The organism is Pseudomonas sp. CF161, from assembly GCF_000416215.1.
Lineage (GTDB): Bacteria > Pseudomonadota > Gammaproteobacteria > Pseudomonadales > Pseudomonadaceae > Aquipseudomonas.
Genome location: NZ_ATLP01000112.1, coordinates 296,795 through 322,191 on the forward strand (window position 1 = coordinate 296,795; position 25,397 = coordinate 322,191).

Below are 25,397 nucleotides of genomic sequence, written 5' to 3' on the forward strand. Positions count from 1 at the left end.
CCGAGAGCCCTGAATAAATATAAGAAAGGCACTCTCACTATGAGCATTCTCCCCTCGCTTTGGGCGCGGGTATTTGCGGCTACTCTGGCGATCTCCACCTTGCCTGTCGCTTATGCCAAGACCCCGGCCGACCAACTGATTGTCGGCATGAGCATGATCAACCTGTTGTCCCTGGACCCTGCCGCCGCTACCGGGCTGGATGTCTCGGAGATCAACGCCAACCTCTACGACATGCTGCTGGTGCAGGATGTGGCCCAGCCTGATCGCCTGGTTCCGGCCCTGGCCGAACGCTGGCAGGTCAGCGACGACCGCAAGACCCTGACCTTCAACCTGCGTCCCGGGGTCAAGTTCCAGTCCGGCAACCCCCTGAGCGCCGAAGACGTCGCCTGGTCCCTGCAGCGGGTACTCAAGCTCAACCTGGCCCTGGCCTCGACCTGGAAGGCCTACGGTTTCAGCGCGGACAACGTCGAGCAGTACATGCGCGCCACTGACCCCGCTACCTTCGTCATCGAGCTGCCACGGCCGACCGACCCGCTGCTGGTGCTCAACACCCTGGCCACCTCGCCCAGCGCGTTTGTCCTCGACCGCAAGAAGGTGCTGGAACACCAGAAGAACAACGACCTGGGCGCCGCCTGGCTGGTGACCCACGCCGCTGGCAGCGGCGCCTTCGTGCTCAATGACTGGCGCGCCAACGATGTGATCCTCATGACCCGTTTCGACGGTTACTGGGGTGGCCCGGCCAAGCTCAAGCGCATCGTCATGCGCAACATGACCGAGTCCCAGTCCCTGCGCCTGATGATCGAGCGCGGTGACCTGGATATCGCCAAGGGCATGTCGGCACCGGATATCGAAGCCCTGCAAGGCAGCGACAAGGTGCGCACCCAGACCCTGCAGCGCGGCACCCTGTACTACGTGGCCCTGAGCGTGAAGCAGCCGATGTTCGCCGATGCCCGGGTGCGCAAGGCGGTGCGTTCGCTGATCGATTACCAGGGCATCAACCAGACCGTGATGCCGCACTACGGCCTGATCAACCAGCGGCCGTTGCCCCTGGGCCTGGCGGCGCGCCTGCCGGATCCGGGCTACCGGCTGAATGTCGAGGAAGCGAAAAAGCTCCTGGCCGAAGCCGGCTACCCCAATGGCTTCAAGACCAGCATCCGGGTGCTGACCGATCCGCCCTTCATCAACATCGCCTCCAACCTGCAATCGACCCTGGCCCAGGCCGGGATCCAGGCCAGCATCATCACCGGCACCGGCAACCAGATCTACGGGGCGATGCGCGAGCGCAACTTCGACATCATCGTCGGCCGTGGCGGCGGCGGGGCCGAGCGGCATCCGCACTCCAGCCTGCGGACCCTGGTGTACAACCCGGACAACCGCGATGAAGCCAAGCTGAGCAACTTCCAGGGCTGGCGCACTTCGTTCTACAGCCCCGAGCTGAACCAACTGATCGAGAGCGCCGAGGTCGAGCCTGACGCCAGCAAACAACTGGCCCAGTACCGGCAGATCCAGGAGCAGCTCGACCAGCAGGTGGGCGCCATTCTGCCGGTCTCGCAAATGACCGACACGGTGCTGATCTACGGCGACGTTGCCGACTATCAAGGCCACACGGCCGCGACCACGCGCTACAAAGACGTCTACAAGAATCGCTGAGTGCGGCGCGGGGCCTGGCCCTGCGCCCTTGGTGTACCGGTGACTGTTTTATCAGGAGCTCACTATGTTTGTTTCGACTGCCTCCGTGTTGGGGGCTCGCGCTTCCAATACCGCCCGGCGTGCCAGCACGGTCCTGGTGACCTTGCTCGGCCTGCTGGCGCTGACCTTCATCATTGGTCGGGTCATGCCGCTGGATCCCGTGCTGGCGGTGGTCGGGCCAGACGCCGACAGTTCCACCTACGACCAGGTGTACCGGGCCATGGGCCTGGACAAGCCGATCTGGACCCAGTTCGGGCTGTACCTCAGCGACCTGCTCCACGGTGATTTCGGCAACGCGCTGTTGACCGGCCACCCGGTCCTGGAAGACATCAAGCGGGTGTTCCCGGCGACCATCGAACTGGCGACCCTGGCGATTCTGTTCGGGGTCCTGATCGGCCTGCCGCTGGGTGTGTGCGCCGCCAGCAACCAGGGGCGCCTGGGGGACCATATCGCCCGGGTCATCACCCTGTTCGGTTACTCCACGCCGATTTTCTGGCTGGGCATGATGGGCCTGCTGGTGTTCTACGCCTGGCTCGGGTGGGCCGGCGGCGCCGGGCGCATCGACCTGGCGTACGACGGCATGGTGCCGGAAGTGACCGGGCTGCTGCTGATCGACTCGACCCTGGCCCGGGACTGGGACGCCTTTGCCAGCGCCCTGCGCCATATCATCCTGCCGTCGCTGATCCTGGGCCTGAACTCGGTGGCCTACATCAGCCGCATGACCCGCAGCTTCATGCTGGAGCAGCTGTCCCAGGAATACATCATCACCGCCCGGGTCAAGGGCTTGTCCCGCAGCCAGGTGGTCTGGGGCCACGCCTTTCGCAACATTCTCGTGCAACTGCTGACGGTGGTCGCGCTGGCCTACGGCTCGCTGCTCGAAGGCGCGGTGCTGATCGAGACCGTGTTCGCCTGGCCCGGTTTCGGCCAGTACCTGACCAGCAGCCTGATGCTCGGCGACATGAACGCGGTGATGGGCTGTGTGCTGGTGATCGGCCTGATCTTCGTCGCCCTGAACCTGATCAGCGACGCCTTGTACAAGGTGTTTGACCCGCGCACCCGCTGACCCGTTTTGCCATTGCGAACCGATAAAAATATAAGAAGAAGGATCCTTGAATGAAGACTGCATTTTCCAAACTGCACATGGGCCTGCTGGCGGCGGTCCTGACCCTGGGGCCGATGGCCGCGGTGCACGCCAAGACGCCGAACGACCAACTGATCGTCGGCATGAGCATGGTCAACCTGTTCTCCATCGACCCGGCCAACGCCCCGGGCCTGGATGCGTCCGGGGTCAACGCCAACCTCTACGACACCCTGATCAAGCGTGACCACGGCAACCCGGAAAAACACCTGCCGCAACTGGCCGAGCGCTGGGAAATCAGCGAAGACGGCAAGCAGGTGACCTTCCACCTGCGCCAGGACGTGAAGTTCCACTCCGGCAACCCGCTGACCGCTGAAGACGTGGCCTGGTCGCTGTACCGGGTGATGAAGCTCAACTTCGGCCTGGCCACCACCTGGAAGGCCTACGGCTACAGCGTCGACAATATCCAGTCGCTGATCCGCGCCAGTGATGCCCACACCCTGGTCATCGATCTGCCGCAAGTAATGGACCCACTGCTGCTGATCGACTCCCTGGCGATCTCCCCAAGCGCCGTGGTGGTGGACCGCAAGACCGCCCTGGCCCACGAGAAAAACGGCGACCTGGGCGCCGGCTGGCTGGTGACCAACGAGGCCGGCAGCGGCCCGTTCGTGCTGACCAAATGGAGTGCCAACGACTCGCTGCTGCTGACCCGTTTCGACGGTTACTGGAATGGCGCGGCCAAGCTCAAGCGCGTGGTGGTGCGGCACATGACCGAGTCCCAATCCCTGCGCCTGATGCTTGAGCGCGGCGACCTCGACCTGGCCTATGGCATGGCCGCGCCGGACATCCGCGCCATCGATGGTTCAGAGAAAATCCAGGTCCAGTCCCTGCAGCGCGGCACCATGTACTACGTGGCCATGAGCATGAAGCAGCCCGAGTTCGCCAAGCCCAAGGTGCGCGAAGCGGTGCGCAACCTGATCGACTACAAGGGCCTGGACGAGCAGGTGATGCCTTACTACGGCAAGCTCAACCAGCAGCCGATGCAGCTGAGCCTGGAGGCCCGCCTGCCGGATCCGGGTTACCACATGGACGTGGCCAAGGCCAAGAAACTGCTGGCCGAAGCCGGTTACCCCGAAGGCTTCAGCACCACCATCCGCACCTTGTCCGAGCCGCCCTTCATCGACATCGCCGCGCGCCTGCAAGCGACCCTGGCCGAAGGCGGGATCAAGGCCAGCATCGTCACCGGCACCGGCAACCAGGTGTATGGCGCGATGCGCGCGCGCAACTTTGAAATCATCGTCGCCCGGGGTGCCGAGCGTTACCCGCACCCGTATTTCAGCCTGCGCACCTTTGCCTACAACCCCAACAACAGCGATGACGCCGGCTTGCCCAACTTCCAGGGCTGGCGTGCCTCGTTCTTCAGCCCGGAGCTCAACAGCCTGATCGACAAGGTGGGGGTCGAGCGCGACGGGGCCCAACGCCTGAGCCTGTACCACCAGGCGCAGAAACTCTACGACCAGCAGGTGGGCCCGATCATGATGATTTCCCAGATGACCGACACCGTGGTCAGCGCTTCCGACGTCAAGGGCTTCGACGGCGATGACGCCGAAGCCACCCGTTACCTGGGTGTCTACAAGCAACGCTGAGTGCCACCCGGGGCGCCTGCGGGCGCGTCGGGTGATCCTGATTTCGAACCGAGAACATGCCGATGATTGCCAACATGTCTTCTACCGACTCCACCGCCAAGCGCCAGAGCGAGCGGGCCCCTGGGTCCAGCTTCGATGCCTTGTGCAAAAGCGGCCTGCGGGTCCTGCGCCACCTGCTGCGCAACCCCATGACCCTGGCCGGTTTGCTGGTCGCGCTGCTGCTGATCGTGGTCGCGGCCTTCGCCCCCTGGATCGCCACCCATGACCCGGTCGCGCAGAACCTGGCCAGCGCCCTGCAGGCACCGGGCGCCGCCCACTGGTTCGGCACCGATGAGTACGGTCGGGATATCTTCAGCCGGCTGGTCTATGGCTCGCGCATCACGCTGTACATCATCACCCTGGTGACCGTGATCGTCGGCCCGATCGGGCTGTTTATCGGCACCGTCTCGGGCTACTACGGCGGCGTGGTGGACACCGTGTTCATGCGCCTGACCGACATCTTCATTTCCTTCCCCAGCCTGGTACTGGCGCTGGCCTTTATCGCCGCCCTGGGCCCTGGCCTGGAGCATGCGGTGGTGGCGATTGCCCTGACCTCCTGGCCACCGATTGCGCGCCTGGCGCGGGCGGAAACCCTGTCCCTGCGCAACGCCGATTTCGTGGTGGCGGTGGAGCTGCAAGGCGCTTCGTCGTCGCGCATCATCCTGCGGCATATCGTGCCGATGTGCATGTCGTCGGTGATCATCCGCCTGACCATGAACATGGCCGGGATCATCCTGACCGCCGCCGCGCTGGGCTTTCTCGGCCTGGGTGCCCAGGCGCCGTCGCCGGAGTGGGGCGCGATGATTTCCACCGGCCGGCGCTACATGCTCGAGTGCTGGTGGCTGGTGGCCGTACCGGGTGCGGCGATCATGCTGGTCAGCCTGGCATTCAACCTGTTGGGCGATGGCCTGCGGGACATCCTCGATCCGCGTAGCGAGTAACCGGAGGCTCCATGTCCGACATCAAACTGAACGTCGAAGGGCTCAATGTGCGCTTCGTCAGTGGCAAGAAAGAAATGCACGCCGTGCGTGATGTGTCCTTCACCCTGGGCCGGGAAAAACTGGCCATCGTCGGCGAGTCCGGCTCGGGTAAATCCACCGTCGGCCGCAGCCTGCTCAAGCTGCACCCGGCGAGCGCCAAAATCACCGCCAAGACCCTGCGCTTTGGCGATGTCGACCTGCTTTCGGCCAGTGAAAAGGCCATGCAGAAGATCCGTGGCCAGCGCATCTCGATGATCATGCAAGACCCGAAATACTCGCTCAACCCGGTGGTCAAGGTCGGCGACCAGATCGCCGAGGCCTACCTGGCCCACCACAAGGCCAGCCGCAGCGACGCCCGCGAGCGGGTGATGGAGATGCTGGAAAAAGTCCATATCCGCGACCCGAAGCGGGTCTACAACCTGTACCCCCATGAAGTCTCCGGCGGCATGGGGCAACGCATCATGATCGCGATGATGGTCATCACCCGGCCCGAGGTGATCATCGCCGACGAGCCGACCTCGGCCCTCGACGTCTCGGTGCGCCAGCAGGTGCTCAGCGTGCTCGAAGAGCTGGTGGAGCAGCAGGAACTGGGGCTGATTTTTGTCAGCCACGACCTGAACCTGGTGCGCAATTACTGTGACCGGGTGCTGGTGATGTACGCCGGGCGCGTGGTCGAGTCCCTGGCGGCCTGCGACCTGCAGTACGCCGAGCATCCCTATACCCGTGGCCTGCTGGCTGCCCTGCCGAGCATGGACAACCGCCGCGAGCGCCTGCCGGTGCTGCAGCGCGATCCGCTCTGGCTGACTTCTTGAGGAACCGACCATGCCCATGATCCAAGCACACTCGCTGAACCTCAGTTTCGGCGCCGGCCCGGCCCTCAACCAGGTGCTGCACGACGTCAACCTCAGCGTCGCCGATGGTGAATCCTTCGGCCTGGTGGGGGAGTCCGGCTCGGGCAAGACCACCGTCCTGCGCTGCCTGGCCGGGCAGTACCGGCACTGGAGTGGCGAGCTGAGCATTGCCGGCGCGCCGTTGCAGCACAAGATCCCCAAGGAGCACTTTCGCAAGGTGCAGATGGTGTTCCAGGACCCCTACGGTTCCCTGCACCCGCGCCACACCATCGACACCGCGCTGCGTGAGCCGCTGATCATCCACGGCATCGCCGACAAGGACGACCGGATCAACGAGATTCTGCTCAAGGTCGGCCTCAACGAGAGCTTTCGTTATCGCTATCCGCACCAGCTGTCCGGTGGCCAGCGCCAGCGCGTGGCGATTGCCCGGGCGCTGATTCTCGAACCCCGGGTGCTGCTGCTGGATGAGCCGACCTCGGCCCTGGATGTGTCGGTGCAGGCCGAGATCCTCAACCTGCTGGCGGACCTGCGGCAGCGCGAGAAACTCACTTACCTGATGGTGACCCACGACCTGGGGGTGGTGACCCACCTGTGTGATCGGGTGGCGGTGATGCAGCAGGGCAAGATCGTCGAGCTGCTCGACAGCCAGGCCCTGAGCCAGGACCTGGCGAGCCATGCCTATACCCGGATGCTGGTGCAGGCCAGCCGCGATTTCAGCCGCGAATCCGAACGGCAACTCGCCGGTTGAGAAGGGCGCTGGCAGCGCTATTGTTATCGTACAACTATAAAAGGGCTCTGCGCCGCTATCCCATGGGTTTTCCGGGGTTTGGCCCTTTGTCTACAGGGTTTTTACTTGCGGTTACATAGCCAGGATGTTTTTGGCGTGGTTCTTTTCCAATTTTAGTTGTACGATGACGTACCTCTTAAGGTATTTCATTCACTTTCCGGCTCGAGGTTTGCGAACCATGACTCCACAAGAACTAAAATCCGTCCTGTCTTCCGGCTTGCTGTCGTTCCCCATCACTGACTTCGACGCGAAAGGCGACTTCCGCGCCGACACCTACGCCCGCCGCCTCGAGTGGCTCGCCCCGTACGGTGCCAGTGCGCTGTTCGCCGCGGGCGGCACCGGTGAGTTCTTCTCCCTGGAACCCACCGAATACACCCAGATCATCAAGACTGCCGTCGACACCTGCAGGGGCCAGGTGCCGATCCTCGCCGGCGCCGGTGGCGCGACTCGCCAGGCCATCGCCTATGCCCAGGAAGCCGAGCGTCTGGGCGCGGCCGGCATCCTGCTGATGCCGCACTACCTCACCGAAGCCAGCCAGAAGGGCCTGGTGGCTCACGTTGAGCAGGTCTGCAACTCGGTGGACTTCGGCGTCGTGGTCTACAACCGCAACCTGTGCCGGCTCAACGCCGAAAGCCTGGAAATCCTCGCAGAGCGCTGCCCGAACCTGATCGGTTTCAAGGACGGCATCGGCGAAGTCGAATCGATGGTCTCGATCCGTCGCCGCCTGGGCGAGCGCCTGACCTACCTTGGCGGCCTGCCGACCGCAGAGGTTTACGCTGCGGCCTACAAGGCCCTGGGCGTGCCGGTGTATTCCTCGGCGGTGTTCAACTTCATCCCGAAAACCGCCATGGACTTCTACAAGGCGGTGGCCGCTGACGACCACCAAACCGTGGGCCGCCTGATCGATGATTTCTTCCTGCCGTACCTGGCCATTCGCAACCGCTGCGAAGGTTATGGCGTGAGCATCGTCAAGGCCGGCGCACGCCTGGTCGGGCATGACGCGGGCCCGGTGCGCGCACCGCTGACCGACCTGCTGCCGGACGAAGTCGAGCAACTGGGCGCGCTGATCCAGAAACTCGGCGCCCAGTAAGGCGGTTGCCTGCGGCGCTGTCGGGGCGCCGCAGGACCTCGATCAGGAACCGGGTGAGCCGGGTACAACGCAACAGGGACGCGTTATGAAGCTGCATCATCGACTCACGCTTATGGTCATCTGCACCGTGCTCGGCCTGCTGTTGATTGCCGGGTTCGGCTTGAGCGCCCTGCGCTCGAACATGCTGGAAAACAAACGCAGCGAAATCTACACCGTGCTCAATCTGGCCGCGCAGCAAGTGGCGTATTACCAGGAGCAGGAACAACGCGGCATCCTCAGCCGCGACGCCGCGCAGGCGAAGGCCATCGAAGCCCTGTCGAGCCTGCGCGATGGCAAGAAGACCTACCTCTGGGCCCGCACCATGGACGCCCTGGGCCTGGTCCATCCCAACCCCGAGGTGATCGGCAAGGTCGACGTCGGCGTGACCCTGGCCGACGGTCGAACCAAGTGGCAGGGCTATCTGGACGGTTTGAAAAACACCCGCTTCGCCTACTTCGACGACCTGGCCAAATACCCGGGCGCTGAACAGGCGGTGCCGAAAATCAACGGCATCACCAAAATCGACGGCTGGAACTGGCTGGTGGGTTTCGGCATTTTTGTCGATGACATCGACGCCGCATTCTGGCGCCTGGCCTGGCAGTTTCTCGGGGTCGGTCTGGTGGTGGTGCTGGTGACCACGGCGCTGGCCTTGAGCATGTCCCGGGGCATCTATCGCAGCCTTGGCGGCGAGCCGACCTATGCCACCGAGGTGGCGCGGGCGATCGCGGCCGGTGACCTGAGCCGTGCGGTCAGCGGGCGCTTCGGCCCGCAGAGCCTGCTGGCGGCGGTGGCGACCATGCAGACCAGCCTGCGGGAAATGATCGTCGGCATCCACAACGGCTCCGGCCTGTTGGGTGAAGCGGCCAGTGGCCTGACCGGGCAGATGCGCCAGATCGACAGCGCCTCCCAGCAAACCTCGGAAGCCACCACCGCCACGGCGGCGGCCATCGAGCAGATGTCGGTCACCATCGATCATATTTCCTCCAGTGCCCGCGAGACCGAGGCCAACTCCGCGCGTTCGGCGCAACTGGCGGCCGACGGCGAACAACTGGTGCACCAGGCGGCGGGGGCGATCCAGCAAGTGTCGGCCCAGGTCGAGGACGCCTCGGTGCGCATCGCCGGGCTGGTCAAGCGCACCCATGAGATCGACGGCATCGCCAGCGCCATCAGCGACATCGCCAGCCAGACCAACCTGCTGGCGCTGAATGCCGCCATCGAGGCGGCGCGGGCCGGGGAGCAGGGCCGGGGCTTTGCGGTGGTGGCCGATGAAGTGCGGCACCTGGCCCAGCGCACCGCGCTGGCGACCCAGGACATCACCCGCATGATCAATTCGATCCAGGTCGACACCGGCTCGGTGGTCGAAGGCATGACCGCCGTCACGCCCCAGGTGGCGATTGGCGTGGCCCTGGCCGAGCAGGCCGCCAACGCCCTGCGCGAGATCAATCGCGGGGCTTCGCTGACCCTGGTCCAGGTGCGCGAAGTGGCCAGTTCCACCGCCGAACAAAGCCAGGCCAGCGCCAGCGTGGCGCAGAACATCGAGAGCATCGCCAACCGCGTCGAAGACTCGGCGGCGTCGGTACGCGCGGCTCACGGCAACGTGCATTCCCTGGAGCGCCTGGCGGATGAACTGCGCGAATCCGTGGCGCGCTTTCGGCTTTGACACCCCCTGACCCCTGAAAGGAGATCCGCCATGCCCCATTGCATCATCGATTGCCCGGTTGCCCTGGCCCAGCGCGTTGGCGAACAGACCTTGCTGGCTGCCGTGCATGACGCCCTCGATGCCTTCGGCGTGTTCAAGCCGGGAGACATCAAGGTGCGCCTCAACGGCTTCAGCCATTACCGCTGCGGCGCGACCCAGGACGACTTCGTGCACGTGGCGCTGTACCTGTTCGCCGGGCGCAGCGCCGAGCAACAACGCAGCCTCGCCTCGGCGACCCTGGCCGCCCTGGTAGCCTTGCTGCCCGAGGTCGAGGCGCTGTCTATGGATGTGAGGGAAATGCCGCGCGAGACGTTCGTCAACCGCAGCCAATACCTCGAAGAAGCCGGGCTCTCGGCCTGAACCCAGAGGTTCAGCCACCCCGGTGTGATGACTGGCAAAAACAAGGAAAACAACATGCCGTATCAAAACCCTGCTGTCGCTCTGCCCAAACGCCCCCTGGCACGTGCTGTCGTCGCCGCCCTCACGCTAGGCTGCAGCCTGCCGCTGTGGGCCCTGGAAGCACCGAGCAAGGTGCAAGTGCCGACCCTGGCCTTTGATGATCAGCAGATCATCCTGGTCTGGGAAAAACCCGCGGACCACGCCGCGATCAAGGATTACCGGGTCTACGTCAATGGCACCCTGCTGGGCAGCGCCAATGGCAATAACGACAGCGTATCGCCGGCCAAGCCCTACATCGATCGCTTCTACGAGCAGGATCAGGCCAACTTCCACTACCGCATCGCCATCCACAGCTTCACCGCCCAGGGCCTGAAGCCCGACACCCAATACCGTTTCACCGTGCGTTCGGTCGACGGCCATGGCAAGGAGTCCGCCGACAGCCCGGCCGTGGTGCAGCGCACCAGCCCAGTCCCGGCCCTGTTCGATGTCAAAAAATACGGTGCCAAGGGCGATGGCAGCAGCCTCGACACCCTGGCGATCCAGAACGCCATCGACGCCTGCACGGCCGGCTGCAAAGTGCTGCTGCCCAAAGGCACCTACAAAAGCGGCGCGCTCTACCTCAAGAGCAACATGACCCTGGAGATCGCCGAGGGCGCGACCCTGCTCGGCTCCGAGCGTGCCGAAGACTATCCGCTGGCGGGCTACATCCAGTATCCGTACTCGACCACCGTGCGCCCGGCCTCGCTGATCAATGCCTTGCCGCGTGATCCGCAACAGCACCAGACCTTCGAAAACATCCGCATCGTCGGCAAGGGCACCATCGACGGCAACGGCTGGAAGCGCCAGGCCGACGTCAAGGACGAACTGGGCCGGCTGCTGCCGTTCTACCTGCCCAGCGACAACACCCGCTACATGCAGGACGGCATCCTGGCCAAGGCCCAGGTCGAGCAAGCCGTGGCTCGGGGTCTGAACGTCAAGGACGCCTACGGCCAGATGCGCTCGTCGCTGATCACCCTGCGCAACGTGAAGAACGTGTTCTACGGCGGCTTCACCGTGCTCAACCCGGCGTACCACGGGATCATGAACCTGGAAACCGAAAACGTGGTCATGGCCAACACCACCCACAAGACCTACGACGCCAACAACGGCGACGGCATCGAATTCGCCAACAGCAAGGGGGCGATGGTGTTCAACAACTTCTTCGACACCGGCGATGACTGCGTCAACTTCGCCGCCGGCACCGGCGCCGAAGCGGTGAAGCAAAAGCCCCAGGAAGATGCCTGGATCTTCAACAACTTCTTCCGCAAGGGCCACGGCATGGTGGTCGCCGGCAGCCATACCGGCGCCTGGATCCAGAACATCCTGGCTGAAGACAACGTCTCCGACGGCACCGATGCCGGCCTGCGCATGAAAAGCACCAACTTCATGGACGGTGGCGCGCGCAACGTGGTCTTCCGCGATTCGGCGATCCGCAACACGGTCAAGCAAGCCTTTATCTTCACCCTCGACTACAACGACCCCAACGCCAAACTCGACTACACCAAATCCACCGTACCCGGGCAGTTCAAAGACATTCGGGTCAGCGACGTCAGCGTCGAGAACGCCAAACTGGCCGCCATCGAAGTCAAGGGTGAAGGCAAAAACAACGCCTACCACCAGGGCCTGACCTTCGAGCGCGTACGCTTCAGCGGCACCGCCAAAGCCAAGATCGACGGCCTCAAGGACTCCCGCTTCGACACCCTGCGCTTCACCCAGACCGGTGGCGCCAACCCTTGGCAAATCAGCGACAGCCCTGGCTTGACCTTCAAGGATGTGCAGCCCGCGCCCTTGTAAGGCTCAAAGCCCCCACCGACGAAACCGCCCGTGAAAGCGGGCACCCCATAACCTGTGGCGAGGGAGCTTGCTCCCGCTGGGCCGCGCAGCGGCCCCAAACCCAGCCACCGCACTCTGTCATGTTTGCGGACGCCGGCCCCCGAGCGGGCGCAAGCTCCCTCACCACAGATGAAGTGTTCGTTCTTACCGGATCAGCGCTAGTCTGTGGGGACGTTTTTTTTGTTGGGCGTTTTGCATCGAACCATGAAGCGCACACGCACAGTCAGGAACACGGGCTGTGCTTTTCGATACTGCTGTTGAGGCGCTTTTCAGCTCGATGCAGGGGGACGGAGCTAGCGTTGTTCAAGAGCCGCCAAGACATGTACTGGATCATTGTGTATGGCCCGCAGCAGTGCCCGTGCCGGACCTTCTGGCGCTCGTCGGCCTTGCTCCCAGTTCTGCAGCGTGCCCACGGCAACGTCGATCGCTTTGGCAAAGCGCGCCTGGGAAAGCCCCGTGGCCTGGCGAATCATTTTGACCTTCACTGCGTCAACGTGAAATTCACGTGATGGCGGACGCTCACCCCGATCAATTTCATCCATCTGGGTCATGCTTTCGACCAGGCGGTTGAATAGGTTCTTTTCCATCATTTCCACCCTTTGTTTAACGCGCTCAGGACTTTCTTTTCCGTTGGAGAGAGATCGTCTTTGATGCCCTTGCGGTAGATCAGAATCAGCCGAATCTGGTAGGCCGCCGAAAGGTGGTAGTAGATCACCCTGACTCCACCGCTCTTGCCTTTGCCCTGAGCTGTCCAGCGGACCTTTCTTAGCCCATTGGTCCCCGGGATCACATCACCAGCCGTTGGAAACTCGGCCAGGAACTCTTGAAATTCGCCGTAGCTTTCATCGTTTAGAAGCTCGCCAAGATCTTCTGTAAAGATGGGAGACTCAATGAATATCATCTGGATAATCTATCCGCCATTGGCGTATACAAAGATTAGAGACACACTCTCTGTTGCGCAACACTTTGCCGATCAAAATGCAAAAAGCCCGTAACTTGGCCTATGACCCTCCTCGTGACGAGGAGGCTTGCTCCCGCTGGGCCGTGTAACGGCCACAACCCGCTACCAGCCTTTATCAGGTGCGATCTCTTACCCAGGTTTACGGCCTGCTCCCTAACGTCGGTCGGCCGAACTTGGCTCTTTCTCCATCGCCGCATTCCCGGTCAACATCCTGGCGATACGCAGCAATTCCGAGGCATGAGCGAACGCTTCGCGGGTCGGTATGTTGCTGCTGACATGGAATAGAGGCAGACCAAGGTTCAGCAGCGAGGTCGAGGCTAGCGTGGGGTATGGAGGGGCGCAACCTTGGGCAAAGTGAAGTAACAACTGAGGTGTTTTTGTGGCGGGTTGTGAGGTTCGTTTGGCATCGAATCATGAAGCGCACACACACAGCCAGGAAAACGGCTGTGCTTTTCGATGCTGCTGTTGAGGCGCTTTTCAGCTCGATGCAGGGCAACGGAGCCCAATAAAAATGGCGTGATGCCCTTGGATTTACATTGCACGGCGTCACCGTGGTGAACAGCGCGCGAAATCCAGTACTGGCGGTGATGATTTAAGTAGCCACATGGCCTATGCACCTCACTGGCAATGAGCCAGGCAATGCTCAACGCACTGCCTGGCCCATCGCTGAGGTCAGAAATCCCAGCGGGTAGTGACCATCACATTGCGCGGGTCGCCGTAGTAGGCCGAGGTGTAGAAGCTGACCTGATCTTCCTGCTCCCAGGCCGAGACCTTTTCGTTCTCGACATCGCGGGCGATCTTGTGGGTGTAGCCCGCCTGCAACTGCCAGCCGGGGCTGAGTTCGCCGGAGATCTGCGCCTCATAGCCTTTGGTCTTGGTCTCGGTGCCCACATAGGCGCGGTCGTTGCCCGGAATCGAGTTGAACCGCGTGTCGGCTAGCGGTCGATTTTTTTATGCACTTCGAAATAGGCGAGGCTGGTGTTCAAGCGGCCGTCGAAGAACTCGCCCTTGAGACCGAACTCATAGTTCTTGCCCTCGTTGGGCTCCAGCGTCTTGCCGTTACGGTCCTCGTATTCGGTATTTTTCAGTGACTCAGGACTGTCGATCAATATCGCGCCGCAGAACGACCGCGGTGGTGATGTCCTCAACGGACTCGTGGCTGGCGACGGCATCCCTGACTCGATTCAGATCATCGATGGTGCGTGATTCGACCTCAATCACCAGGTCGAGCTGGCCACTGACCGAAGAAATGCGCCGCACCTGGGAGTTCTGCGCCAGCAGGTCCAGCAGGCCCATCGCAGGGGTGCGTTTCAGACTCACGAGAAGGATGGCGCGAATCACATTGGCATCGATTTCGCCGATATCCGCTCGGTAGCCTCTGATCACGCCATTGCGTTCAAGGTTGATGACCCGCTCGCTGGTGGCGCTTCTTGAAAGCCCGATTCTGGCTGCCAGAGCCTTCAGCGCAATGCGCGCCTCCTTGGACAGAATTTCCAGTATTTCGCGATCTTTCGTGTCCAGGTCGCGCATGAGAACTCCCCCCGTTGTGCTACCGAATTTGTGCCGGTCGATTCCGACAATATGCAGGCCAAAGCCGACCGCATACCTACTGTCCTCCCCTATTTCGCATGCCAAGCTATCTGAAAAAAATGGCTTGGAAAACAATTACTATGACGAACCTTTCCCACCCCGCCCCTCAGTTCTCGACGAGGGATGCCGAAGCGCTGGCTGAACAGCTTTACAACGTTACTGCGACGGCATCGCCTCTGGACGGTGAGCGAGACCGCAACTATCGGTTGAAGACAGGAAACGATGCGGGGTGGATTCTGAAAGTCGTCAACTCGACTGAACCACGGGTTGAAAGTGAGCTGCAGACGGCCATTCTCAGTCACCTCGCCAGTAACAGCCCCGAGCTTGCGGTGCCCTTGCTCAAGAAAAGCCTCGCAGGGGATTTCCTGGCCTCGGCAGTAGCCCCTTCCGGCGAAACCCATGCGGTGCGCCTGGTCAGTTGGTTGCACGGAACACCGCTGGCCGAGGTCACGCGTACGTTCGAGCTGATGCGCAGCCTGGGTCGAGCGTTCGGTGATATGGATCGTGCGCTTCAGGGCTTCATGCACCCCGGCGCGATACGTGATCTGGACTGGGACTTGCGTCACGCCGCACGTTCCAGATCACGCCTGCACTTCGTCGAAGACCCTGGCAGAAGGGCCATTCTGGAGCGCTTCATTGACCGTTTCGAAAACACCGTTCAACCCAGGCTTTCGCGATTGCGCACACAGATCATTCACAACGATGGCAATGACTGGAATGTCCTCGTCGATCCCCAGGACCATCAGAAAGTCTCCGGCATCATCGATTTTGGTGATGCTGTCCATACGGTGCTCATTGCCGAAGTAGCCATCACCTGCGCCTATTCCATTCTCGACATGGACGATCCGATCGGCGCGGCCGCCGCGCTCACTGCCGGCTTCCATGAAACGTACCCGCTGCAGGCGCAGGAGCTGGACGTCCTCTTCACCCTCATTGCCATGCGCCTGGTCACAAGCGTCACCTTGTCGGCCTCGCGCTACGACCGGACCCAAGACAATCCCTACCTTGCCATCAGCGAAGCGCCGGCCTGGCGCCTGCTGGAAAAAATGGACCGCATGAACCCGCGACTGGCGACGGCGATCCTGCGCAAGGCCTGCGGGTTTGACGCGATCGAAGGGGCTGGGGCGGTTCGCCGCTGGGTGGCCGAAAACAGTCAGTCATTCGCGGACATCGTGCACCCATCGGCGGCGACCCTGAACAAGGTGATTGTTCCGTTCGCAGATGCCTCCCATGTGATGACCATCGCTTCCGCCGAGCAGCGCCCAGCGGAGGCCACCCAGTGGTGGAGTGATTTTTCTGCCGAGCACAAGGTGCCGCTGGGCATCGGGCCATGGGGCGAAGAACGGACCATCTACACCGACACGGCGTTTGAGTCGCGATTTATCGAAGGGCAGCGGCGGATCATTCACGTCGGTGTCGACTTGATCATGCCCGCTGGAACACCTCTGTATACCCCCGTCGCCGGCGTGGTGCAGAGCGTCGAGGTCGAGCTTGAACCGCTTGGCTACGGCGGTCTGATCATGCTCGAACACGCGCCTGAAGGCTGCCCGCCGTTCCTGACCTTGTGGGGGCACATGGCGCACGAAGCCATGGCGCGGCTGAAACCCGGGGACCGTCTTGAGGCCGGCGCGCTTGTCGGATACATGGGGGCGGATACGGAGAACGGCGGCTGGATCCCCCATGTGCATTTCCAGATGTCCACCGACACCCAGCTCAAGGCGAGCGAGTTCATTGGCGTAGGCGAGCGGGCTTACCTTGACGTATGGGCCGACATTTTTCCCGATGCATCGGTTCTGGCCGGGATTCCTCCGGAGACCTACAGCCAGGAGGGCCGGACCAAGGCTGAGATTGTGGCGAAGCGTAAGGCGTTGTTGCTCCCCAACTTGTCGATTTCCTATTCGGACCCGATCAAGTTCGTGCGCGGTGATGGGGTCTGGTTGATCGACAACTTTGGCCGAGCGTATCTGGACTGCTTCAATAACGTCTGCCATCTCGGCCACTCTCATCCCGATGTGGTGCAGGCGCTTTCGCGTCAGGCTTCAAAACTGAATACCAACACGCGTTACCTCCACGACCATATTGTGGAGTATGCCGAGCGGCTCACCGCGACCCTGCCTGAAGGCTTGGCCGTTGCTTCCTTCGGGTGCTCCGGAAGTGAAGCAAACAGCCTCATGCTGCGCATGGCGCGCAATCACACGGGCCGCAACGACGCCATTGTGCTGGACTGGGCTTACCACGGCACGACCCAGGAACTGATTGACCTCAGCCCCTACAAATACAAGCGCAAAGCCGGTAAAGGCCGTGCAGAGCATGTGTTTGAAGCGACCGTCCCGGACACCTACCGTGGCATCGACCACTGGCCGTTCGAGGAGCTTGGCAAGCGTTTCGCTGACAGTGTGGCGCAGCAGATCGAGACCATGCGCAAGCAGGGCAGGTCCCCGGCGTTCTTTCTGGCAGAGTCCATTCCCAGTGTCGCCGGGCAACTGTTCTTCCCGGAAAACTACTTGAAAGAAGTCTATGCAATGGTTCGTGCAGAAGGCGGCCTTTGCCTGGCTGACGAAGTCCAGGTGGGCTTTGGTCGAGTGGGCAGCCACTGGTGGGCCTTTGAAACCCAGGGCGTGGTGCCCGACGCAGTGTCCATGGGCAAACCCATTGGCAATGGACACCCCATGTCGGCGGTGGTCACCACACGCGAGATTGCAGACAGCTTCAACAACGGCATGGAGTACTTCAACACCTTTGCCGGCAGCCCGGTTTCATGTGCCGTAGGGCTCAGCGTGCTCGATGTGATTGAGCGCGATAACTTGAAACTCAACGCCCTGACAGTTGGCAATTATTTGCTCGATGGCTTTCGCAAACTGCAACAGCGATACGACGCCATTGGCGACGTACGCGGCCTGGGGCTGTTCCTGGGGATTGAGCTTGTCACGGATCGCAAAAGCAAATTTCCAGCCACGCAACTGGCCAGGAAAGTCGCCGATGGTGCTCGGGAGCGAGGCATTTTGATCGGCACTGAAGGCCCCCATGACAACGTGCTGAAAATGCGCCCATCGATGATTTTCAGTCATAAAAATGCCGACTTTCTGCTTGAGGTTCTGGACGAAAGCTTCAAGGCTGCGCTCCAGTAAGTCGTGGCGCCGGGGGGCGTGTGGCGAGAGGCGGAGCTGGAATTGCCTGCTCGGTTTTGTCGCACGCTTTACGTGCTTTGGCGCAGTACGCAGGACAAGCGCCGTGCCTGGCCGGCATAGTGTCGGCCAACTCCGGCAATGTGTCCGGCAGGCTGGCACCTTGCCTGGTGCTTTCCACAATTGCCTATGCAAAGCTTTTCCTGAAGGCTGGGTGAAGAGCCCCAAAAAAATAAATAATAATTCTTCAGAGGTGCCATCCAATGCTAACCAGAATGCTCAAGGGTCTGATCGCCGCCTCCACCGTGGCCGCCGCAGCATTACTTTCCTTCACCGCTGCTCACGCGGACGACTTGAAGTCGATCCAGGAATCCAAAGAGATTCGCATCGCGATGAGCGGTCAATACTCCCCCTTCAGCTTTGCCAACGAGCAGAACCAGATTGTCGGATTCGACGCCTCCATCAGCGAGGCCCTGGCTGAGCGAATGGGCGTGAAAGTGACGATCATCACCACCCCGTTCGACGGAATAATTGCCGGCCTCCTGGCAAAAAAATATGACGCCATCATCGCCTCCATGACCATCACCCCGGAGCGCCTGAGGGCCGTGGATTTCGCGGGGCCCTACTACCACGCCGGCCGCACGATTGTGGTGAAGGAGGACTCGGCGATCCAAAGCCTGGATGATCTGAAAGATGTGACTGTTGGCGTCACGCTGGGGGACGCTCACGACAAATGGGCCAGGGCACGCGGCAACCTGAAGGTCAGAACCTACAAAGGCCTTCCCGAAATGCTGGTCGATCTGGAAGCCGGGCGCATCAACGCGCTGGTGATGGATAGCGTTCCAGTGCTGGTCGCCGTCAAGGAAACAGGGCAAAAAGTGCGCATCATCACGCCCCCGGAAAGCGACGGCGGCATTGAGGGCATGGGCATTGCGCTACGCAAAAATAACCCCGAGCTCAAGGCGACGGTGCAGAAGGCGCTTGACGATATGCTCGCCGATGGCAGCTACGAAAAGATCTCGATGAAGTGGATTGGCAAAGATATCCGCTGATTCATCTTCAGTCTGACCCGGCTCATCTGCGGGTCAGTCAATCTGACTTTTCCGAGCGTTCCCATGGATCTGACACTCATACAGCGCACACTCCCCTTTTTTCTGGAAGCGGCCTGGACCACGGTGCAAATCTCCGTACTTGCACTTCTACTGGGGTTCCTGATCGCCATCGTGCTGGTTGCCATGAGGTTGTCCGGCGTTTTCATAGGTCGATGCCTGGCAAGAGTCTACATAAGCATCTTTCGCGGGACGCCCTGCCTGGTTCAGCTGTTCATCATCTACTTTGGCGGACCACAAATCGGGCTCGAATTGGAGCCGTTTGCGGCAGGGGTGATCGGCCTGGGCCTGAACATCGCGGCGTACATGGCGGAATCGATTCGAGGTGCCATCGTCAACGTTGACCCAGGGCAGGTAGAAGCTGCGCGTTCGATCGGCTTCGGCAAAGGCCAGACTTTATGGCTGGTCACCTTGCCTCAAACGGCAAAGTTGATGATAAGGCCGCTGGGCGTTAATGCAGTCGCGCTTATAAAAGGCTCCGCATTAGTGTCAACCATATCCGTGGTTGAACTCTCCTATACCGCGCAACGCTTTATCAGCTCAACCTATAAACCGTTTGAGATTTTTGCGGTGTCGGCAGTTCTTTATATTGCGATGGTCTACACGGTCAGATTGATTGTTGACTACCTCGATAATCGCTTCGCGGCAAGGTGAGACTCTTCAATGCAAAGCCTCGATCTAAGCATAGTTGCACCCTACTCTGAACTGCTGGCGACAGGCTTATGGTGGACAGTTGTACTGTTTCTAAGCTCCAGCGTGTTAAGCCTGATGTTGGGAGTGGTCTTCGCACTTATCGTTCTTTATGCGCCCAAACTAGCGGCACTTCCGGTGCGCTTTATCACCTGGCTGCTGATGGGCACGCCGCTTCTTCTACAGTTGTACGTGATCTATTACGGCCTGGTGCAAGTGGGGATCGATATCCCGGCCTTGGTGGCCGGCATCATAGGCCTGAGCCTGCACTTCGCTGTCTACAATGCCGATGTGATTCGTGCCGGTGTAATGTCCGTGGACCCCGGTCAGATCGAAGGCGCCAGGTCCATTGGCCTCAGCCGCGGCCAGGCCCAGCGTTACGTGATTGTGCCGCAAGCACTTCGCAGCACTATTGCGCCCCTTGGAAATAACCTGATCGTGCTGTTAAAGGACACGTCCCTGGTGTCCATCATCGGTATTGCAGAGTTGGTCTATAGCGCTCAGCGTGCCGTCAGCGAGACATACAGCCCGTTTGAGTTCTATCTGACGGTGGGGGTTATTTATTATGCGGTCAATCTTGTTCTGGAAGCCGGTCTGCACCTTCTCGAAAATAAGGTAGAGATGTCACGATGATCACAGAAACGTCCATGATTGAGGTTAAAGGCGCTCGCAAGTCCTATGGCGCCATTGAAGTTCTCAAAGGAATCGATCTTTCCGTGTCTCGCGGACAAATCATCGCCATTATCGGCCCCAGTGGCTCGGGTAAAAGCACACTATTGCGTTCAATCAATCAACTTGAAGTGCTGAACGACGGTGAGATTTGGCTAGAGGGTGAACACGTCAATCGCCCCCTTAAAGGCCGGGCGTTTGAACAGCATATCAATGCGGTGCGCCAGCAAATGGGCATGGTGTTTCAACACTTCAATCTGTTCCCGCATCTGACCGTGTATGAAAACATTGCCCTGGGTCCGATAAAGCTCAAAGGGTTTAGTAAAAAAGCATCTCGTGAACTGGCGATGGAGTACCTGTCAAAAGTTGGACTGGCCAACAAGTTCGATGAATACCCCTCTCGGCTATCGGGTGGGCAGAAGCAGCGCGTTGCCATTGCACGGGCACTGGCGATGCAACCCAAAGTCATGCTGTTCGATGAGGCCACGTCGGCGCTGGATCCCGAGCTTGTCGAAGAGGTCAACTTGGTCATGAAGCAACTTGCTGCGGAACACATGACCATGTTGATCGTCACCCATGAAATGCGCTTTGCGGGCGAAGTGGCAGACCGGATCATCTTTATGGACGGTGGCGTTGTAGTGGAGGAGGGCGCGCCGGGAGAGATCCTGAAAAACCCTGTTCACGAACGAACCCGGTCATTCTTGAAAAAGCATCTGCACGATAGATAAGTCGCGCCGGCTACAGGGATGGGGCGTATCGATCGAGCAATTGAAGCAGAAGCGGCGGTCAGCGCCACCAGGTCCCAGCCTTCCCGGGACTGCCCGGCGTCCGCCATCCGCAGGATGCCAACCAGAATCGATCATTCACGGCGTAGAGCCCTTGAAGTCCTGCCATGGCGTATGCCCAGGTCGCATGGTCAGAGCCAGAAGAACCGCCAGTAACTCCACTCGCGACACGCAGTCGAGAGCCGAGGAGCGAAAGTTTTGACTTTCAGGGGCGGCAAAACAAAAAAGGCCCACCTTTCGGTGAGCCTTTTTCGTTGTTCTGTATGGTGCGGCACCAGACGAACGGTTGTTTGCTGTGAGGCCCCGATTTTGGCGGGACTGGAATTTGGTGGATTTTTCGACGTACCTCAAAGGGTATCTATAAAAAAATCAGCTAGCTATGGCCTTCTGTGTAATCGAATCGGGAATATTGGGGCCCTATCGATTGCTGCTATGCAAGAGGATGTCTGCTGCTGAAGACATTTTGAACGCTTCAGTGAGATCACCGCTTTCGAATAATAGCTGGGGAGGGGCACAAAGTGTCTCGAAGCTGCCCTTCCCACTCTCGATACCTCAGAATTACGGTACTGATCAGGGTTAAGTTAGCGGATGCCAAGTGGTAAAGCCCCAAGCGAAAGGGGCTTTATGATGACCGTCAGAGTCGTCACCGTAACTATGACAGTGCTTCATGAGGGCCCGCAGTGTGGCTTTTCACAGAGCGTCTCCGCTGAAAATGATCTTGTCGGCAGCCTTCGTGTCTATAGCGTTGTCTATTGGCACTACCGATCAGGCTCGACGGAGCTCCATCTCGACGATGCGCTGTTTTTCTCGCTATAGATGAGGGCAGCAGGACCCAGCAGCAGTAACGTTTTTTTCTTGTTCTTAGCGGATGGGCCTCCAGTTGTCCAAGGTATCCACGTGTCAAAGAATGGCCGATCCCGCTCCTCCATGTCATGTCGCAACTGAAGGATTTCGGATGTCGTCGGTACATTGTTCGTATGGGCGACGCTTGGGACGATTTTGTCCAAGTCCTTGAAAAACTGTGTGCTGCTGAAGCCCTTCATTGAGAGGCCATGTGTGCGCAGCACATTTACCAAGTTCGAATTTTCTCCTTTGAGATAGGTCGCCATCTGAAATGTTTTCGTGATGGGGAATAGGAAAAAACTCGGATTCGCGCCACGTGTCGTCAGTGAAAGCTCGTAGTCTCCTCGCATGGAAAATAAGCAGTCAAACTCCACTGCCCCGGTTTTGAACCTGAATTTTTGGATGTCCAGGTTTTGGGCTTGCATGCTTTTACCCAGTTTTTCCAAGCCGCTCATGTGTATGGTCATGGTCTAACCTCGTCCATTCGTTAGTTTTTACTCGTGAGGGCGATCACACCCATTTGATGCGGCCGTCTTTGACCCAGAAATGAGACCGGCAACCATTGTTCAACCATACGGACGGATGAAGGGACGGCTGGCCAGCTGGATTCAACGTGTAACTCCAGCGAGGATTGGCCTCCTCAATCACAAGCAGTTCAATGGTTCGGCCGCAGCCACATGGGCATCGAAAACCGATGCACCAGTCTTCTCTGCCGTCCCTGGCAAGTACGAGCGAGCGAATTGGCATCTTGACCGGAAGAGAATCTCCCTTGACGACGATCAGTCTTCGAGGAGGAAGGTATGGCTCAAGCCAGAGCAGTGTGTTGGCTAGCAGATTTCGGAAGAAGGTCATGGCCGTACTCCGAGGTCAGGCAGCCCCAGAAGGGGTTCTTTCCCTCCTTGCGCCAGTTTAGGGTTAGGCGCTTTTCTGAATGAGTCCTCGTGTTCGAAGTCCTCCAGGCACCCAGACAGCGTGAAATTTGTTTGGGCATATTTGGAGTTGTGTTCTTCGCGAAACGGGAACGCCCGGGCAATGAACTCGTTCACGCAAGCACTGGCTGCTCGCATGTTCAGCGTGATCACAGAAGGGGCTTCCTCCTGAACACCGGAGATGTAGCCATGCTCCACTTGATCACGATGTGCGTCGGGGTTAGTGCTCCGCAGTGCCTCAGCGTAGAGCGAGTCTGGGGTGTAGATTTTACGGTCGGCCAGTGTGGCGCCGCCTGGCTTGACGTAGTCAATTCGCCCCTGAACGTCGTGAATTGCTCTTCCATCTGACTCGGTGGGACGGGTAGGAATTTTTACACCTACGTCGAACAATGGCGTTAGGAAGCTTGATGCCATCAGATCACAGATCATCCGGCCTTGGTGCGTATCGACGCAGCAAAAAATGACATCAGCGTTAGCAACCGCTAAAACAGCTTCGCGCGAGAGCACCGAGTTGTTAATTGGCTCGGCGACGTTGGGGCCACGGATCCGCTCGATGGCCTCTGCAAACATCTCAACTTTAGGGCGTTTTGACTGAGCATCGGCGATAGTCGAGTTGAGGATACGATTGAGGTTTTTCTCTTCAACATGGTCATGATCAACCAGGATGACTTTGCCAAACCCCAAGCGGGTCACTTGCTCCGCGACGATCGAGCCGGTGCCTGAGACCCCAATCACCGCGACCGTCAGTCGCTGGAGTGCGTGGGTCATCTGCGAAGTAAATGCCATAGGAGGCGTCAGGTGCTCTTCCGCGTCGATCGACCAGAAAAGGATCGTGTCTCCGGGGACCGTGACCAGCTCAATGTCTTCGCACGTTTGGTCAGGATGATAAATGCGCGCGCGCATAGCTCCGCACGGCACCATGATGGCCGAGCCGTGAATGGACTCCACCCCCTGAGCTAGCGAAACCATAGTGCCGGCATCGCTCGCATCGTCGACCCAAGAAAACTCGTACAAACCGCCAGGATGGGAGTGGACCAAAATGATTGAGCGCGCCCCCACGAGCGCTCTATCGATGGCGTCCTCTAGATACTTGCCTGGCCAGGTGAGTGAGTCAGGAGTACGGACTGAGCACTCCTTGTGCGGTACCAAAATCAGCTCTTGGCTGAGAAGTTTCAGGTTGCTGCCAGGCGAGCGAGTGCAAATGAGGATGGCTGCGGCTTCCTTACCGTCGCCCGGGAACAGGTGTTCCCGAAGCGAGGTATGGATCTCGTCCGTCAGCACCAGACGAGAATGGGCTTTCACAGGCCTACCTCCTTCATGATGCAACCGTCTGCCATCGCGAGTTGGGTGGTGATGTTATCCGTTGCCGGATTCCAAGCCCGGTGACGCGACCAGCCTTGGAACGTGACGCCATCGATGTGGCCCACCACTTGGGTCTGAGCGATCTCTGCCCCGTTCGCCAGTCGCACTGCTGGATGGACGTAGAACATGTCGAGCATGGCGGCTGGATAGCCAGCCGGCACGTTCAGTGCCAGCTGAACCACTGCGTGGGAGTAACCAGGAGGAAGTTGGTAGTCGTTGATCACCAGCCAGCGACCACCGTCAGTGTTCAAGCGGGTTTCCCATTGATGGCCCGCCGCGTTCAGATACTGCTCGTCCTGTGGCAGCAGACTGAACTCACGGCGTGGTACCTGCGGGACCTCGCCGTTACTCACGTCCTTTTGAGTCAACCGAAGCTTCTCGATACCTGGGGCGCGCAGATCGATCACGTCATTGATGGTGAGCTCCTTCTTCGGCTGGTCACTGACCATGAGGAAGATCTGCCAGGCTTGGTTCGTGTCGAGTTTGGCTTTGATCATGGCCTCACGAACGCTCACCGTGTGCGTCTCGAACTCGTAAACCACACCCTGGACATTCAGCTTCCAGATGGCTTTACGGGTGATGAAGCGCTCGACCCCCGGCTCGTCCAAGTCAACGAACTCGTTGTTCTCGATATCTTTGTCAGCTTCGTCTTCACGTTCGAGCAGCAGCCGCTTGTTGTCTGCGATGTCTGCCAGGATGCGGATGGTTTGACCGGAGATATGGTGACATGGCCATTCAAATCGGGCGCCATCCACGGTCAGAAGGTATTTCCGATCCGACTCGACCACGATGAAACGGTTCAGGCCATCAGTGATCTTGGCGATCTCGTCCGGGCGAATGTCTTCGAGAGCCCCCGAGGGCAGCAGTTGGAGGATGACCGGCAATTGATCAGGCGTGAAGCCTGCCGCCGCCGCAATTTGCGCTCCAGTGGGAGTGCGATCTTCCAGATGAACCGGACGGAATTGCAGGTCATCGCCAGCAATTTGAACGGTGATATGGTGTTGATGATGCTGATTTTCAGTGTTCATATTTCAGTATTTCCTTTGAATTCCGCGCATAGCGGCTTCGGGTCGCCGAGGGGCGATCCAGTTCATTGCCGTAGCTGAGAAGTTCTGCAGTCGATGCTTGACTGATGTGCGGAACATGGGAATACTGTTGTTCGCTT

23 protein-coding genes and 1 pseudogene are annotated in these 25,397 nt (G+C 59.9%); 15 read left to right on the forward strand and 9 right to left on the reverse strand.

Annotated features, from left to right (window positions below):
• Window positions 1–39 precede the first annotated feature (39 nt).
• The 10 genes from CF161_RS27240 (at window position 40) to CF161_RS27285 (ending at window position 12,130) form a co-directional block, all read left to right on the forward strand.
• Window positions 40–1,650: an ABC transporter substrate-binding protein gene (locus CF161_RS27240; RefSeq protein WP_020299857.1), complete on the forward strand. Its 1,611-nt coding sequence runs from the start codon at window positions 40–42 to the stop codon at window positions 1,648–1,650.
• Between the two features lie 64 nt (window positions 1,651–1,714).
• On the forward strand, window positions 1,715–2,752 hold the full coding sequence (locus CF161_RS27245) for an ABC transporter permease (RefSeq protein WP_020299858.1): 1,038 nt from the start codon (window positions 1,715–1,717) through the stop codon (window positions 2,750–2,752).
• A gap of 50 nt (window positions 2,753–2,802) precedes the next feature.
• Complete coding sequence (locus CF161_RS27250) at window positions 2,803–4,413, forward strand: ABC transporter substrate-binding protein (protein WP_020299859.1); 1,611 nt, start codon at window positions 2,803–2,805, stop codon at window positions 4,411–4,413.
• Window positions 4,414–4,475: 62 nt separating this feature from the next.
• On the forward strand, window positions 4,476–5,393 hold the full coding sequence (locus CF161_RS27255) for an ABC transporter permease (protein WP_020299860.1): 918 nt from the start codon (window positions 4,476–4,478) through the stop codon (window positions 5,391–5,393).
• An 11-nt stretch (window positions 5,394–5,404) separates the two neighbouring features.
• Entirely contained in the window at window positions 5,405–6,244 is an 840-nt protein-coding gene (locus CF161_RS27260; protein WP_020299861.1) for an ABC transporter ATP-binding protein, read from the forward strand.
• A gap of 10 nt (window positions 6,245–6,254) precedes the next feature.
• Window positions 6,255–7,031: an ABC transporter ATP-binding protein gene (locus CF161_RS27265; RefSeq protein WP_043230485.1), complete on the forward strand. Its 777-nt coding sequence runs from the start codon at window positions 6,255–6,257 to the stop codon at window positions 7,029–7,031.
• 217 nt (window positions 7,032–7,248) lie between these two features.
• Window positions 7,249–8,160: a 5-dehydro-4-deoxyglucarate dehydratase gene (kdgD, locus tag CF161_RS27270; protein ID WP_020299863.1), complete on the forward strand. Its 912-nt coding sequence runs from the start codon at window positions 7,249–7,251 to the stop codon at window positions 8,158–8,160.
• An 85-nt stretch (window positions 8,161–8,245) separates the two neighbouring features.
• Window positions 8,246–9,859 carry a methyl-accepting chemotaxis protein gene (locus CF161_RS27275; RefSeq protein ID WP_043230491.1) on the forward strand — a complete coding sequence of 538 codons (1,614 nt, stop codon included), beginning with the start codon at window positions 8,246–8,248 and terminating at the stop codon, window positions 9,857–9,859.
• Window positions 9,860–9,889: 30 nt separating this feature from the next.
• Entirely contained in the window at window positions 9,890–10,258 is a 369-nt protein-coding gene (locus CF161_RS27280; protein ID WP_020299865.1) for a 5-carboxymethyl-2-hydroxymuconate Delta-isomerase, read from the forward strand.
• 54 nt (window positions 10,259–10,312) lie between these two features.
• Entirely contained in the window at window positions 10,313–12,130 is a 1,818-nt protein-coding gene (locus tag CF161_RS27285; RefSeq protein WP_043230536.1) for a glycosyl hydrolase family 28 protein, read from the forward strand.
• A gap of 332 nt (window positions 12,131–12,462) precedes the next feature.
• On the opposite strand, the gene CF161_RS27290 is transcribed toward CF161_RS27285, so the two are convergent.
• The 5 genes and pseudogenes from CF161_RS27290 to CF161_RS27305 all read right to left on the reverse strand — a co-directional run bounded on the left by CF161_RS27290 (window position 12,463) and on the right by CF161_RS27305 (window position 14,660).
• Window positions 12,463–12,756, reverse strand: coding sequence for a DNA-binding transcriptional regulator (locus CF161_RS27290; protein WP_020299867.1), 294 nt, complete (start codon window positions 12,754–12,756; stop codon window positions 12,463–12,465).
• A complete protein-coding gene (locus CF161_RS27295; protein ID WP_020299868.1) occupies window positions 12,756–13,070 on the reverse strand; it encodes a hypothetical protein in 315 nt (104 codons plus the stop codon). Before CF161_RS27295 ends, CF161_RS27290 begins: the two co-directional genes overlap by 1 nt.
• A 213-nt stretch (window positions 13,071–13,283) precedes the next feature.
• Window positions 13,284–13,496, reverse strand: a complete 213-nt coding sequence (locus CF161_RS33795; RefSeq protein ID WP_084471757.1) for a DUF3077 domain-containing protein — start codon at window positions 13,494–13,496, stop codon at window positions 13,284–13,286.
• 306 nt (window positions 13,497–13,802) lie between these two features.
• Window positions 13,803–14,218, reverse strand: a pseudogene (locus tag CF161_RS32525) (TonB-dependent receptor domain-containing protein); the annotation flags it as partial.
• 4 nt (window positions 14,219–14,222) lie between these two features.
• Window positions 14,223–14,660, reverse strand: a complete 438-nt coding sequence (locus tag CF161_RS27305; protein ID WP_020299869.1) for an Lrp/AsnC family transcriptional regulator — start codon at window positions 14,658–14,660, stop codon at window positions 14,223–14,225.
• Between the two features lie 140 nt (window positions 14,661–14,800).
• Between CF161_RS27305 and CF161_RS27310 the strand changes: the two genes are divergently transcribed.
• The 5 genes from CF161_RS27310 (at window position 14,801) to CF161_RS27330 (ending at window position 21,041) form a co-directional block, all read left to right on the forward strand.
• The gene (locus tag CF161_RS27310) at window positions 14,801–17,848 is read left to right on the forward strand and encodes an aminotransferase class III-fold pyridoxal phosphate-dependent enzyme (RefSeq protein ID WP_020299870.1); all 3,048 of its coding nucleotides are present in this window, start codon (window positions 14,801–14,803) and stop codon (window positions 17,846–17,848) included.
• A gap of 260 nt (window positions 17,849–18,108) precedes the next feature.
• Entirely contained in the window at window positions 18,109–18,897 is a 789-nt protein-coding gene (locus CF161_RS27315) for an ABC transporter substrate-binding protein (protein WP_043230497.1), read from the forward strand.
• A 63-nt stretch (window positions 18,898–18,960) separates the two neighbouring features.
• Window positions 18,961–19,608, forward strand: a complete 648-nt coding sequence (locus CF161_RS27320; protein WP_020299872.1) for an amino acid ABC transporter permease — start codon at window positions 18,961–18,963, stop codon at window positions 19,606–19,608.
• 9 nt (window positions 19,609–19,617) lie between these two features.
• Window positions 19,618–20,277, forward strand: a complete 660-nt coding sequence (locus tag CF161_RS27325) for an amino acid ABC transporter permease (protein WP_020299873.1) — start codon at window positions 19,618–19,620, stop codon at window positions 20,275–20,277.
• Window positions 20,274–21,041, forward strand: coding sequence for an amino acid ABC transporter ATP-binding protein (locus CF161_RS27330; protein WP_020299874.1), 768 nt, complete (start codon window positions 20,274–20,276; stop codon window positions 21,039–21,041). The genes CF161_RS27325 and CF161_RS27330 overlap by 4 nt, the downstream gene beginning before the upstream one ends.
• 815 nt (window positions 21,042–21,856) lie before the next feature.
• On the opposite strand, the gene CF161_RS27335 is transcribed toward CF161_RS27330, so the two are convergent.
• Genes CF161_RS27335 through CF161_RS27345 form a run of 4 tightly spaced genes read right to left on the reverse strand, consistent with a single transcriptional unit; the run spans window position 21,857 to window position 25,260 of the window.
• Complete coding sequence (locus CF161_RS27335; protein ID WP_156882740.1) at window positions 21,857–22,396, reverse strand: DUF6037 family protein; 540 nt, start codon at window positions 22,394–22,396, stop codon at window positions 21,857–21,859.
• 55 nt (window positions 22,397–22,451) lie between these two features.
• Complete coding sequence (locus CF161_RS33490; RefSeq protein WP_084471758.1) at window positions 22,452–22,793, reverse strand: DUF6527 family protein; 342 nt, start codon at window positions 22,791–22,793, stop codon at window positions 22,452–22,454.
• Window positions 22,790–24,172 carry a ThiF family adenylyltransferase gene (locus CF161_RS27340; protein ID WP_020299876.1) on the reverse strand — a complete coding sequence of 461 codons (1,383 nt, stop codon included), beginning with the start codon at window positions 24,170–24,172 and terminating at the stop codon, window positions 22,790–22,792. Before CF161_RS27340 ends, CF161_RS33490 begins: the two co-directional genes overlap by 4 nt.
• On the reverse strand, window positions 24,169–25,260 hold the full coding sequence (locus CF161_RS27345; RefSeq protein ID WP_020299877.1) for a multiubiquitin domain-containing protein: 1,092 nt from the start codon (window positions 25,258–25,260) through the stop codon (window positions 24,169–24,171). Before CF161_RS27345 ends, CF161_RS27340 begins: the two co-directional genes overlap by 4 nt.
• Between the last annotated feature and the right edge of the window lie 137 nt (window positions 25,261–25,397).